Consider the following 13,321-nt stretch of genomic DNA (forward strand, 5'->3'; position numbering starts at 1 on the left):
ATGATCCGCACCGCCCACAATATTCTGAAACTGGCCAAAGCGACCCGCTGAGGCCAAACGCACAGCAATCAGCGTCACGATACAGCCTCAGCCTATCGGGCAAATCCGTTACTCGGATAGGCTCCTAGCCGAGAAGCAGCCGGGCGAGCGTCACGCGCCGCCCGGCCGAAGATCCTCAGGCCGCGCGGTAGCGCTCCAGCCAATGGGCGTAGGGTGCGGGCAGCGTCCAGGCGCCCTTCTCGACACCGAGCTCCAGCGCGGCGCGGTAGGGCCAGTGCGGGTCGGCCAGAAGCGGGCGGCCGAGCGAGACGAGATCGACCTTCTCCTCCGCCACCAGCGCCTCGGCCTGCGCCGCGCCGCTGACGAACCAGCTCGTGGTGACCGGCAGGTCGGCTTCGCGGCGCACGCGCGCGGCGATATCGGCCATGAAAGCCGGGCCCCAGGGCACGTTCGCCGTCGGCGTCGAGAAGCCGATGCTGACATCGATCAGATCCAGCCCGCCCGCCTTGAAGCGGCGGATCATCTCGATGCCCTCTTCCAGATCGTCCGAACCGTCGAATTCGGTGACGCCGAAGCGCGCGGTCAGCGGCAGGTTCTCCGGCCAGACCTCGCGCACGGCGGCGAGCGTTTCGAGAAGGAAGCGCGCCCTGCCCTCGAAGTCGCCGCCATAGGCGTCCTCGCGCTGGTTCGACCATGTGGAGAAGAAGCTCTGCGCGAGATAGCCATGGGCGAAATGCAGCTCCAGCCATTCGAAGCCGGCGGCTAGCGCCCGGCGGGCCGTGGCGACGAAGTCGGCCGTGACGCGCTCGATGTCGGCCAGCGCCATCGCGCGCGGCACCTTAGCAAGGTTCGCGCCGAAGGCGACGGCCGAGGGCGCGATCGTCTCCCAACCGCGCGGGTCGCCCGCCGCGATGTGATCGTCGCCTTCCCACGGGCGGTTGGCGCTCGCCTTGCGGCCGGCATGGGCGATCTGAATGCCCGGCACCGCGCCCGCCGCCTTGATGGAAGCGACGGCTTTGGCCCAGGCCTCGCCCTGCTCGTCGGTCCACAGGCCGGCGCAGCCCGGGGTGATGCGCCCTTCCGGCGCGACGGCGGTGGCTTCCGCGATCACCAGACCCGAGCCGCCGCGCGCCAGCCCCGCCAGATGGACATGGTGCCAGTCGTTGATGAGGCCTTCATCGGCCGAATATTGGCACATGGGCGAGACGACGATGCGGTTGCGAAGCTCCACGTCTTTGAGGCGGAAGGGCGTGAACAATGACGACATGCTGATGTCCTTGAGCGGGCGCGGCGAGATCACCGCGCGTCCATTCGATAGTTCGAAAATAGTCGAACGTTGAGACTTCGGCAAGGGCGTGCTAGGATCGGGCGTGCGTGCCATCCATCATCCCGACATCAAGGACGTCGTTCTGAGCCGAGTGCTGTATGCGCTGAGCGACCCCGTGCGGCTCGGCGTCGTGCGCCAGCTGGCGCAGGAGGGCGAGGCGACGTGCTCGGCGCTGGATGGCGGCCGGCCAAAATCCAGCATGTCGCATCATTTCCGCGTCCTACGGGAAGCTGGCCTCGTGCGCACCCGCACGGACGGGCCGGCCCATATGAACGAGCTGCGCCGCCAGGACATCGAAGCGCGCTTTCCCGGCCTTCTCCAGGCCGTGCTCTCGGCTCCGCCGGAAGCCGGCGAAGAGGGCTGACCGTCAGCCCTCCGTCAGGGGCACGCTATGGCGGGGCGACCAGGAGAGCGTGACGGCATCGCCCGGTGTGCGCGGGCGCGCATCGCGATTCTGTGCGAAGATGCGGAACCGCAGACCGCCGTCGGCTTCCGCCTCATAGGTCAGCGCCGTGCCGGCATAGATCGCCGCGGTGATCGTGCCGCGAAGCTGGTTGAGAACTTCGCCGTCCGCCTCGATCTTGTCGATCAGATCAATCTTTTCCGGCCGGATCGCGAGCGTCACGGGCTGGCCGGGCGCGGGCAGCGGCAAGGCGCTGGCGATGCGCGCGCCGTTCGCCAGCAACACGCCGCCCTCGGCGACCGTGCCCTGCACGATGTTCGTGTCGCCCAGAAACTCGGCGGCAAAGCGCGTGGTCGGGCGCTCGTACACCTCGGCGGGCGCGCCCATCTGCACGATCCGGCCGCGATCGAGGATCGCCACCTTGTCCGACAGGCTCAGCGCCTCTTCCTGATCATGCGTGACGAAGATCGTCGTCAGCCCGCTTTCGCGCTGGATGCGCAGAAGCTCGACCTGCATTTCCTGTCGCAGGCGACGGTCGAGCGCCGATAGCGGCTCGTCGAGCAAGAGAACGCTCGGCCGGGTGACGATGGCGCGGGCGAGCGCAACGCGCTGCTGCTGGCCGCCCGAAAGCTGCTTTGGCTTGCGATCGCCGAAGCCTGCAAGGCGCACCATCTCCAGCGCGCGCGCGACTTCGCTTCGCGCCTGATCGCCCCGTATGCCGCGCTGCGCCAAGCCGAAGCCGACATTGCCCGCGACGCTCATATGCGGAAACAGGGCGTAGGACTGAAACACCATGCCGATATGGCGCGCCCAGACGGGCACATCCGTCACATCCCGCCCACCGATCGCGACCGTGCCGCGATCGGGCGTGACGAAGCCGGCGATGATGCGCAGAAGCGTCGTCTTGCCCGAGCCGGACGGGCCGAGCAGGCTGGTGAAGGAGCCCACCTCGAAATGCGTGGTGATATCGGACAGGACGTTGGCCGCCCCGAAGCTCTTCGCCACATGGGAGACGTCAACGGCGGTCACGGCGGGCTCCAGGTCTGGCAAAGAGGGCAAAGAGAAGGAAGAGCGTGATCGAACCGCCGAGAAGGATGGTGCAGATCGCGTTGATCTCCGGCGTGAAGCCCTTGCGGATGGCCGAGTAGATCTCGACCGGCAGGGTCGAAAAGCCGGGCGTCGCCAGGAAATAGGACACGACGAACTGATCCAGCGAAACGGCGAAGGCGAAGAGCGCCGCTCCCAGAATGCTCGGCAGAAGCAGCGGCAGCGTCACGCGCAGGAAGGCCGAGACCGGGCGCGCGCCAAGACTCATGGCCGCCTCCTCCAGATCGGTGCGGATCGTGGCGAGACCCGTGCCGACCACCAGCACGACATAGGGAATGGCGAGCGCGACATGGCCGATCAGGATGGCATGGAAGCCGCGCCCGATGCCGGTCCAGAAGAAGAAGACCAGCATGGCCGTGCCTGTGATCAGCCAGGGAATGGCGATCGGGGGCAGAAGCAGGAGGCGCAGCCAAGTCTTGGCCCGGAACTCGCGCCGCGACAGGGCGACGGCGGCGAGCGTGCCGAGGCTGGTCGCGATGGCGGAGGTGATCAGCGCGATGAAGACGCTGTTGCCGCTGGCGCGCAGAAGCTTGGCGTTCTCGCCCAGCGCCTCGTACCAATGTCCAGTGAAACGAAACGGCAGCGCGTAGAGCGGCGACTCGTTGAAGCCCATCGCCACCAGAACCGCGATGGGCAGATAGAGAAACACGAGCACGGCGACGAGATAGGCGCGGGCGGCGAACTTCATGTCAAAGGGCCGCGTTGCGCTTGAGGACGCCGGAGAAGGTCGCGAAGACGCCCAGCACCACGGCGAGAATGGTGAAGGACAGGGCCGCGCCGAGCGGCCAGTTGAAGGCCTGCGTGAACTGCTCCTCGATCACCGTGCCGAGCGTCACGCCCTTGGTGCCCCCCAGGATGCGCGGCTCCATGAAGGCGCCGATCACGGGCACGAAGATCAGGATGGAGCCCGAGATCAGGCCGGGCGCGGCGAGCGGCACCAGGATCTTGAACAGCACTGTCCACCAGCGCGCGCCCAGACTCTCGGCCGCCTCCAGAAGGGCGTCGTCGATCGAGACCAGCGCGACGTAGCAGGTCAGCACCATATAGGGCAGATAGCCGTGGACGAGGCCGAGCACGATGGCCGGCAGCGAATAGAGAAAACCGACCGAGGGCGCGTCCGCCCAGAGCGCGCGGATGGCCGTATCGAGAAAGCCGCCCTCTCGGATCACCATGGTCCAGGAGAAGACGCGCACGAGCCCGTTGGTCCAGAACGGCAGGATCACGAGGATCAGCAGCACCTCGCGCACGCGGCCGGCGGTCGCGCGCACGAGGGCCAGCGCGGCGAGAAAGCCCAGAACCGCGCAGATCGCCGTCGTCCAGAGCCCGATCAGGAGCGATGTCCAGGCAACGCCTAGGAGATAGGGCTGATCGATGAAGGCGCGGTAGTTCTTGAGCGTGAAGACCACTTGCCTTTTGCCCATCGGCGTGCCGCTCAGAAAACTGAACACCAGCATGGCGCCGAGCGGCAGCAGCACGGCGAGCGTCAGCCAGGCATAGGTCGGCAGGAGAAGGGCGACCGTCGCCACCCAATCCGGCCAGCGCCCCCCGGCGCGCCGAGCCGCGCCATAGGCGCGGTTCGGCACGGCGCTGGCCTTATCGGGCATAGGACGCCTTCACCTCCTGCCAGAGATTGTTGAAGGCTTCGCGCCGCTCGTCCGGCTGCGGCGCCATGATCGTCATGGTCTCCAGATATTTCGGGTCGTGAACCCGGCGGTTGAGATCGTCCGCCGGCAGCTTGTCCATCGCCGCCGCATTGGCCGAAGCTGGCGCGCCGACCTTGGTGGCCCATTCGAAATAGAATTCGGGGTCGATCATGTAGTTGATGAAGGCCCGGGCATTCTCCTTGTTCTCGCTGGTGGCGGGGATCGCCAGCGTGTCGAGCCAGCCGACCGCCCCCTCCTTGGGCACCACGAAATCCACCGGCAGCTTGAAATTGCGGCGCGAGCGGACCGACGCGCCGGACCAGTAGACCGACAGGTCGAACTCGCCCGCCGCAAAGGTCTTGTTCCACTGGTCCTCGCTGGTCCAGATCGTCTTGACGTTGGGCTTTAGGCTTTTGAGCCAGTCGGTGACGGCTTTCAAATCCTTGGGGTCGTTCATGTCCTGCCCGGTCATGAAGGCCCCGACCGCCACGTTGGTGACCGCATCGTCGAACAGCGCGACCTTGCCGGCATAGGCGGGGTCGGCCAGCGCGCCGTAGCTGTCCGGCTTCGGGCGCCCCTCGCGCACAGCCAGCGCGTTCATGCCCCAGACCCAGGGAACGCCGTAATGCTTCCCGTCGACCGTGAAATTCGGGTGGTCGGCGAGCTTGGCCGGCACGCCCGCGACATTCGGGATGGTGGCATAATCGATCGCGTTCAAGAGATCGTCCGCCACGGCCTGGCGCGTGCGCGCCGTATTGACCACCACCACGTCATAGGCACCGGGATTGGTCCTGAGCTTGGTCAGCATCTCGGACTCGGCATTGTAATAGTCGTGGACGACTTCGATGCCGGTCTTCGCCTTGAAGGCTTCGACAGCCCATTTCTCGTCCGTGCCGTAGCCCTGCCAGTTGAGAACGGTTACGGTTCCCGCCGCGCGCGCAGGGCGCAGGCCGAGGCCCAGCCCGGTGGCGGCCACTGCGCCAGCGCCCATAAGGGTCAGAACATCGCGTCTGTTAGGCTGCATGTGAGTCACTCCCGGTTGGTGGCAGGCAAGATACGAGGCAAGCGACGGAGCCCTCGGGCGACGAATCTCCCTCGCCGCGACCGGCCCCCGTGCCGCTGCGTCAGAAGTGGGAGCAGTCCCGCGCCCCGATGTCCAGATGGAACAGCGCATCGCGAGCCCCGCCGCGCACGTCATTTCCCATTTGCGCGAAGCGGCCTTGCATGGGACGAGAGCGCGGATGCCCTTGCGGCATCCTCCTGATCGACCGAGTTCGGACCGCCGCCCATGTTCCTCGACAAGAATGCTCCCATCGCCAGCGCCTGGAACACATGGTCGGATCGGCCGGGCGAGTTCACCTTTCTGCCGCTCGGCGTGCGCCTCGCGCCGGTTCTGTATTCGGGCAAGGCGGAGCACGCGACGACGATCCGCGCGCCGGATGAAATCCGCTTCGGCCATCATGGGCTCGCCGGAGAGCGCGTGGAATTCGAAACGCGCTTTGCCGAAACACGCCTCGCCTTCACCTACGAGAAGCCCGATCCCTTCACCCTTCGCGGCGAATGGGCGGTGCGCGAGGCCGGCGAATGGGGCCTGCGCCATTGGGTGACGCTCTGCCTCTCGGCCGAGGGCGGCAGCGCGGTTCAGTACGACGCGCGCACCGGCATTGCCGTGGTGGAGGTCGATTTCCGTTTCGTGGCGCTGGCGGCCAGCGACCTTCCCGTGCTCGGCACGGGCCACGAAAGCGTCACCGCGCTGGTGGAGGATTTCGACCGCAACGGCTATTTCGACAAGTCCACCCGCGCGAGCGTCGCGCCGCTGATCGCGCTGCGCTTCAACCTCGAAATGACGCCGCGCCTGCGCTTCGCGGCTGCCGTCGCCGACAGCCGCGACCTCGCCATCGCCCACGCGCAAGCCGCGCTCGCGAAGGAGATGGGCCAAGCGCCCGCACTCCACACCGGCCGCCATGCCGGCGCGCTGGATGCGCTGCGCGACGTGATCGGCTGGAACACGGTCTATGACCCGCTCAACCGCCGGCCCGTGACGGCGGCCAGCCGCATCTGGGGCCTTGGCGACGCCGTCTGGTTCAACGACCAGTGCTTTGCCGGGCTGATGGCGGGGCTGATCGACCCCGCGCTGGGTCGGCACAATTTCGAGGTGGCGATGACGAGCGCGACCCCGCAAGGCAATATCGCCTGCCTCGTCAACCCGAAGGACGCCTGGGTCGATCGCACACAGGCCCCGCATGGGTCCTTCATGGCCTGGATGATCTACCAGCGCAGCGGCGACCGCGCCTTTCTGGCCGATGTGTTCGAGCCGCTGGCGCGCAACCAGCTCTGGTGGCGCAACCACCGCGACCCCGACGGGCGCGGCCTCGTCTCCTGCGGCACGTCGGATTGGGGCGACGGCATGTATCGCGGCACGGCCTTCGGCGCGCGCAACGAAACGGGCATGGACAATTCACCGACCCATGACGAAGCGCGCTACGACCCCGAAACGCGCACGCTCTCGCTTCTCGATGTCGGGCTCAATTCGGCGCTGGCGCTCGACGCCGAAATGCTGGCGCGCATCGCCGCCGAGCTGGGCCAGACCAAAGACGCGACGAGTTTCGCGGTGCTCGCCGAGACGACGCGCGCGCTGATCCGCACCGAGCTTTGGGACGACACGCGCGGCCTCTTCGCCAACCGCCAGCGCGATGGCGGCTTCGTGCGCAGCGTCTCGCCGACGAGTTTCTTTCCGCTTCTGTGCGGCGCAGCCGATGGCGCGCAGGTCGAGCGCCTGCTCGCCCATCTCGCCGATCCCGACATGTTCGGCGGCCCCCTCCCCTTGCCCAATGTCTCGCGCGACGATCCGGCCTATGCCGAGCAGATTTATTGGCGCGGGCGCATCTGGCCGAACGTCAATTATCTCGTCTGGCAGGCGCTGCGCCGCAGCCAATGCCATGCGCAAGCCTCGGAGCTGGCCGAGCGCAGCTATGCCCTGTTCGAACAGTCCTGGACCGAGCGGCGCTGGTGCGGCGAGAACTATGGGGCCGAGACCGGCGAGATCGACGACATGCCGGGCAACGACCCGTTCTATACCTGGGGCGCAATGCTGCCGCTGATGGCGGTGGGCGAGATCATGGACATCAACCCGTGGGACGGCTGGGAGCTGGTGAACGACGGGCAACCCGTCCACCTCGGCCCGCTCGCCAGCCCCGCCGGGCCGGTCAGCGTGGAGGTGGCGGACAGTTGGCTCATCCTCCGAGCCTCGGGCGGCGCGCTCCTCTTCGCGACCGACTATCAGGGGCGTCTTGCCCATGTCTGCGTCGAGGACGCCGTGGTCTCCGTCACCTTCGCGCAGGGCTCGACCACGCCCGTCACCTTCCGCCTCGGCCGCGAGGCCTCCGCCCGCCTCGTGCTGGCTCGCCTCGGCGATCAGGAGATCGAGGCATGGCTGGAGGACGGATGCGCGGTCGCGGAGTTCGCCAGCGTCGAGGCCGGCGCGCGGCTCGACTGGCATCTCGCCCCCGCGCGTTATTCCTGGCCCCGCCCTGGCCCCGCCGAACCCGCGCGCGCACCCGCGCCGGAAGCCGTCCGGGTGCGGTCCTGGCGGCCTCCAGCCCGATAGGTGCGTCCGCTCGCAATCAGCGGATGCGCAACGCGCCGAGCACGGCGTCGGCGATCATGCCCTTGTGCCGGGCGCGGCGCGTGGGCTCCGACAGATCCACGTCGAAAATGGCCCCGAACGTGTGCTGGTTCGAGACGCGAAAGAAACAGAACGCGCTGATCATCAGATGCACGTCGATCGGGTCGAGATCGGCGCGAAAAAGACCCGCCGCCCGGCCCCGCTCCAGAATGGCGCCCAGCATTCCCGTCACCCGCTCGTTGATCTGCCGGATGGCCGGCACGTCCACGATATGTTCGGCCCGGTGAATGTTCTCGATGGCGACGAGACGGATGAAGTCGCCATGCGCGTCGTCATTCTCGAAGGTCCGGTCGATCAGGGCGCGCAGCGCGCTTTCGGGGTCCAAACCGGCCAGGTCCAGTTCCGCTTCCAGAGCGCGGACCTCGCCATAGGCCTTTTCCAGAACGGCGAGATAGAGGCCCTCCTTGGAGCCGAAATAATAATAGATCATCCGCTTGGAGGTGCGCGTGCGCTCGGCGATCGCGTCGACCCGCGCGCCGGTCAGCCCGTTGGCGGCAAATTCCGCCATGGCGACCTCGATCAGCTCCGCCTTGGTTCGCTCGGGATCGTTGGTGCGCGTACGCTCGAGGCCGGAGCGGCGCGGCGGCTTCTCAGCATCCATGACAATGCCCCGTTCGGCGCTGGCGACCCAGTGCTCTTCCCCCAATCGAACCGGATCGTTCAATCATGTTTAGGCCGATGCGGAAAGCCTCGAATGCCTTTCTCCTATCCATAAGTCTTCGTAACAAACGATAGGATAAACCGGATATGATCGTAAGTTTTGCATAGACACTTATTTCGCCGACTTGCGAACAACTCTCGATCCAGTTTGCCTTACAAGATTTTTTCAAGTCTAATGAGCGATGATGCCGCAGGGACGCATGAGCGCCATCAACCTCATCATGGGAGTGGTGATCGATGCATAGGGCGGGATCAGCGGCGTGACGTTCAAGAGCGGCAATCCGGAGGTATTCCGGCTTCTCGGCGAACATGCCGGCGTCGGCTTTTGGGATTGCCTCGTCGTCGACGGCGATCCGCTCGGGCCCGACTCGGTCTGGAGCTGGTCCTCGGAATATCGACGCCTGACGGGCGTCACGATGGAAGAGATGCCGGACGGGGTTCGCCCGCGCAGCCATCGATATCACCCAGACGACGCTGAGGCCACGACGGCCGCCTTCCTGAACGCCGTCGCCGATTCCGGGCCGATCTCCCGTTACGATATAAACTTTCGGATGTTGCATGGCGACGGAGCCTATCGCTGGTTCCGTGCCATCGGCAACGTCACCCATGACGCGGCCGGCATCGCAACCCGAATCTGCGGGGTGCTGATCGATGTTCATGAAAGTGAAACGGCGGCGGAACTCCAGCGGCACGCGAACCGCGAGGTGGAGCGGCTGGCGCAGGCCCATGCCGCCAGCCAAGAGCGCTTCCGCCAGATCGCCGCCACATCGCCGGACGCCATCGTCTGCACAGACAAAAACGGGATCATCACCTTCTGGAACGACGCGGCCACACGCGGCCTCGGCTTCACCGCGAGGGAGATGATCGCGCGAAATATCCTGATCCTCGTTCCTCCCGACATGAGAAGCGCGAGCCATCATCTGCGCCGCCAGCTCAAGGAGTCCGGCAAGGTGCACGAACTCGACGCCCTGCATCGGGACGGGCGGCGGATCAGTATCGATATCTCCCTTTCGACCTGGCTCGAAGACGGCGAGCCCTGTTTCGGCTTCATCGGCCGCGATGCGTCCGAACGTAAAGCCAAAGAAGCCCTTCTGGCCGATCTCGCTCGCCGCGATCCTCTGACGGAGCTGCCCAATCGCGCGGCGCTCGACTATCGGATCGAGGCCCGTCTGGCGGAAGGCTCGCCCTTCTGCGTTCTGATGGTCGATCTCGACGGCTTCAAGGAGGTCAATGACACGTTCGGCCATGAGGCCGGGGACGCGGCGCTGAAAACCGCCGCGGAGCGAATGGCCGCCTGTTTGAGGGATGGCGACCTGCTGGCACGCTTCGGCGGCGACGAATTCGGCATCGTTCTGACCGACGGCGACGAAAGCCGAGCCGCGTCGGTCGCGGGAGCGGTGATCCGAACGGTGTCGCTCCCGATGGAGATCGAGACCATGCAGGTTGCGATCGGCGCAAGCGTCGGCATCGCCGTCGCGCCCAGGGACGGACGCCACGCAGCCGCGCTTCTATCGGCGGCCGATGTGGCGCTCTACGCCTCCAAGAAAGGCGGACGAGGATGTTTCCATCGCTTCACGCCGCAGCTTCGACAGAGGGCCGTCTTCAACGACTCCATCCAATGCCAATTGCGCCGCGCTGTCTCGAATGGCGAATTCGAGCTTTTCTATCAGCCACAATATCACATATGCGATCACCGGATGATCGGCGCCGAGGCGCTTTTGCGCTGGCGCCATCCCCGCGAAGGACTCGTTGCGCCCGACAGCTTTCTGCCGAGCCTGGAGCGAAGCGTGTTCGTCTCGCATGTCGGGGATATCGTGCTGGAGAAGGCTTGTCGGCAGGCTGCGAACTGGCGCGGGCTCGCGCCCGACTTCCGCATGGCCGTCAACCTGTTCGCCGTGCAGCTGCGCGATCGGAACTTTCCCGCGCGGGTGAGCGCCATCTTGGCCCGGCATGGCTTGCCCGCCGCCGCGCTCGAGCTGGAGCTGCCCGAAACGCTGCGCCTCCACATGACCCCCGATATGACCGCCGTGCTGTCCGAGTTGACGGAGATGGGCGTCGGGATCGCGCTGGATGATTTTGGCACCGGCCACGCCTCCCTTTCCCATCTTCAGCATATTCCGCTGACGCGGCTCAAGATCGACCGCTCCTTCGTGCAGGGCATGATGAGTTCCACGGTGGACGCCGCGGCAGTGGAGGCCATTCTCCTGATCGGCCGACGTCTGGGCGCGAGCGTCGTCGCCGAAGGAATCGAAACGCAAGAGCAGGAAGAACAGCTTTTGAAGGAGGGCTGTTCGGTCGGCCAAGGCCATCTCTTCGGCCGTCCGATGCCCGCCTCGGACTTCGCGGCCCGTTTTCTGTCGCAGAGCCTCAAACATAGCCCTTCGGATCGGCCGACCGAGTCTATCCTCGGTGCTGAGGACCACGCCGCTCGCCCGGGCAGCGGGCAGCTGCCCCCCTCCTGTCTCGTCCTCGACGCGCGCTCGCTTCCCCAATGAGACAGGCGGCAGACGGGCGGACCGTTCGGAATCGCACTTCCCCACGCTCGCTGGCAGTGCGGAGCGAAGGCAAGGGCTCCACCGACTCGCCGAGTTTTACAAGCGAGACCGAATTCTCGGTAAGACTCGGCGTTGGACAGTGAGCGCGCCTCGCCAAGGCAGATGGTGGACTGCGGTTTCCGCCTAACCTATGGCGTCGCGTGGTTTGAGGAATTTGAGCCGTTCATCCCCCATGCTCTCGCCGCATACGCAAACTGTCGAGGAGGACGGACACGACCTCAGCCTTTCCTGACCGGCATCATGCAAATCTGACAGGTGGCTTGGAAGTTCTCCTTCCCATGCGCCCGAAAGGGAGGAATGCCGTGATAAAGCCGGTTGGCGCGCGTTCGAAAGAGCGGACCGAACCGATGGACGGCTTCGCTTTGCCGAACTGAAGGCGCTCGGAGGGGCGCCCCGCTCCGTGGCCTATCCCCTCCCCCGTGATCTCGACCTCGACCGGCCTCTCGCCTCGATCCCCTCCGCCCTCCCTTTTGGAACGCTCGGCGTTTCATTGATCTCGGCAACGAGGCGAAGACGACGCCGATCTCCAGCCCCGCGCCACTGGTCATCCCCAACTCCGCCGGCCTCTCACACCAGAAGCCCGCAGCGGTTGCGACTTCGAGACGCCCAACTCGGCTCGGCGGATCATGTCGCCCTGCGCCGCCGCACCCGCCCAGCGCAGCGGCGAGAGCCGCACGCGCCCTCAACCGAACCCACCCCCCCCCGCTTGCGGCGCAGCGGGCCGACCGTCTGCTCAGAAACGCGAGCGATGGGACAGCCGTGCCAAAGCCGCACGCGCGGCGACACCGGCGATGAACAAACCGGCGAGAGCCCCGACCTTCAGAGCGTCGACTTGGCTGCGCGTCAGAAACTCGTGGCGGACGCGGTGCGCGCGTTCGGTGCTCGGACCATCGATCCGCGCCGGCCCGCTTGCGGGCTCATCCAAATTGCCGGCACGCGGCCCCATGGGCTCGCCCATCTGCGCCTGCCGCATTCCGGCGGCCTTTCGATCCGCGAAGCCGGGCGCCAGACGCTGGGCCAAAGCCATCATCCACGTGGAGCGGCCGACCCAGATCTCTCGCTGGGGGTTGCAGACGGCCGAGTAGACCGCCTCGGCGCAGAGGCGCGGATCGAACAGCGGATCGGGGATAACCTGCGCGCGGCCCGTCTTGTTGCGCGCCCAGGTCGGCTGGGGCGTGTTGACGCCGGGAAGATAGATGACACTGAGCGTTACGGGAGACTGCTCCGCGATGAGTTCGGCGCGCAGCGAATCCGTGAAGCCTCCGACGCCCGCCTTCGCCCCGCAATAGGCCGCCTGGAGGGGCGCGGACCGAAAAGCCAAACCGGAGGAGACCTGCACGATGGCGCCCCGCCGCGCGCGGCGCATGATCCGAAGGGCAGCCAGCGTTCCGTAGATCTGCGAAAGATAGGTGGTGGCGGTCACCCGCGCATATTCGTCCGGTGTGATGTCCCAGGCCGGTGCGACCACGGTGGACATGGCATTGTTGACCCAGGCGTCGATCCCGCCGAACTGCGAAACAATCCGATCGGCCGCCGCATTCACGGCGGCAGCATCGGCCACGTCGGCAGGCAGGATCAGGACCGTGCCGCCCTGCGCTTCCAGTTGCCGCTTCGCGTCCGCTAGTCGCTCGGCCCCTCGGGCGATCAGCGCGACGCGCCAGCCAGCCCGCACGAAGCGTTCGGCAATCGCTAGCCCGATCCCGGCGCTTGCGCCCGTGACAACCGCAGTCTTCATTTCGCATTCCCTTCGCGACGATGCCTTAGCGCGATGAATGCTCTGCGCGGCGCTCCGTCGCGTGACGAAGGAGATATCGGGCTCCCGCGACATGGCGCCCGATTCCCTCGACCGACATGGTTGTCAGATGACAACGCGCCAACGATTCTTTTCTGTTGAGTCGCGGGGTAGGAGAAGAGAAGAGTTCTCTGAAGGGCCTAAATCCG

The 13,321-nt window shown here is 66.3% G+C and carries 10 protein-coding genes; 3 read left to right on the forward strand and 7 right to left on the reverse strand.

The features are described 5' to 3' along the window. Window positions 1-175: 175 nt before the first annotated feature. Window positions 176-1,267 (reverse strand): NADH:flavin oxidoreductase/NADH oxidase, encoded by a 1,092-nt coding sequence (locus NS365_RS16625; RefSeq protein ID WP_058601448.1) that lies wholly within the window; start codon window positions 1,265-1,267, stop codon window positions 176-178. Between the two features lie 103 nt (window positions 1,268-1,370). On the opposite strand from NS365_RS16625, the gene NS365_RS16630 reads away from it, so the two are divergent. Beyond that, a complete protein-coding gene (locus NS365_RS16630) occupies window positions 1,371-1,691 on the forward strand; it encodes an ArsR/SmtB family transcription factor (RefSeq protein WP_058601425.1) in 321 nt (106 codons plus the stop codon). Between the two features lie 3 nt (window positions 1,692-1,694). Here the strand turns inward: NS365_RS16630 and NS365_RS16635 are convergent, their stop codons facing one another. Genes NS365_RS16635 through NS365_RS16650 form a run of 4 tightly spaced genes read right to left on the reverse strand, consistent with a single transcriptional unit; the run spans window position 1,695 to window position 5,471 of the window. Beyond that, complete coding sequence (locus NS365_RS16635; RefSeq protein WP_058601449.1) at window positions 1,695-2,759, reverse strand: ABC transporter ATP-binding protein; 1,065 nt, start codon at window positions 2,757-2,759, stop codon at window positions 1,695-1,697. Next, window positions 2,746-3,525, reverse strand: coding sequence for an ABC transporter permease (locus tag NS365_RS16640; RefSeq protein WP_058601426.1), 780 nt, complete (start codon window positions 3,523-3,525; stop codon window positions 2,746-2,748). Before NS365_RS16640 ends, NS365_RS16635 begins: the two co-directional genes overlap by 14 nt. A 1-nt stretch (window position 3,526) precedes the next feature. After that, entirely contained in the window at window positions 3,527-4,441 is a 915-nt protein-coding gene (locus tag NS365_RS16645) for an ABC transporter permease (RefSeq protein WP_082684665.1), read from the reverse strand. Beyond that, a complete protein-coding gene (locus NS365_RS16650) occupies window positions 4,431-5,471 on the reverse strand; it encodes an ABC transporter substrate-binding protein (protein ID WP_058601427.1) in 1,041 nt (346 codons plus the stop codon). The genes NS365_RS16645 and NS365_RS16650 overlap by 11 nt, the downstream gene beginning before the upstream one ends. A 297-nt stretch (window positions 5,472-5,768) precedes the next feature. Between NS365_RS16650 and NS365_RS16655 the strand changes: the two genes are divergently transcribed. Then, window positions 5,769-8,087, forward strand: a complete 2,319-nt coding sequence (locus NS365_RS16655; protein ID WP_082684666.1) for an MGH1-like glycoside hydrolase domain-containing protein — start codon at window positions 5,769-5,771, stop codon at window positions 8,085-8,087. 16 nt (window positions 8,088-8,103) lie between these two features. On the opposite strand, the gene NS365_RS16660 is transcribed toward NS365_RS16655, so the two are convergent. After that, window positions 8,104-8,766 (reverse strand): TetR family transcriptional regulator, encoded by a 663-nt coding sequence (locus NS365_RS16660; RefSeq protein ID WP_058601428.1) that lies wholly within the window; start codon window positions 8,764-8,766, stop codon window positions 8,104-8,106. Window positions 8,767-9,085: 319 nt separating this feature from the next. Here NS365_RS16660 and NS365_RS16665 point away from each other — a divergent pair, with 319 nt between their 5' ends. Further along, the gene (locus NS365_RS16665; RefSeq protein WP_058601429.1) at window positions 9,086-11,320 is read left to right on the forward strand and encodes a putative bifunctional diguanylate cyclase/phosphodiesterase; all 2,235 of its coding nucleotides are present in this window, start codon (window positions 9,086-9,088) and stop codon (window positions 11,318-11,320) included. Between the two features lie 793 nt (window positions 11,321-12,113). Here the strand turns inward: NS365_RS16665 and NS365_RS16670 are convergent. Then, window positions 12,114-13,115: an SDR family oxidoreductase gene (locus NS365_RS16670; protein ID WP_058601430.1), complete on the reverse strand. Its 1,002-nt coding sequence runs from the start codon at window positions 13,113-13,115 to the stop codon at window positions 12,114-12,116. Window positions 13,116-13,321: the final 206 nt, after the last annotated feature.

This window comes from Aureimonas ureilytica, assembly GCF_001475935.1.
Taxonomy (GTDB): domain Bacteria; phylum Pseudomonadota; class Alphaproteobacteria; order Rhizobiales; family Rhizobiaceae; genus Aureimonas; species Aureimonas ureilytica_A.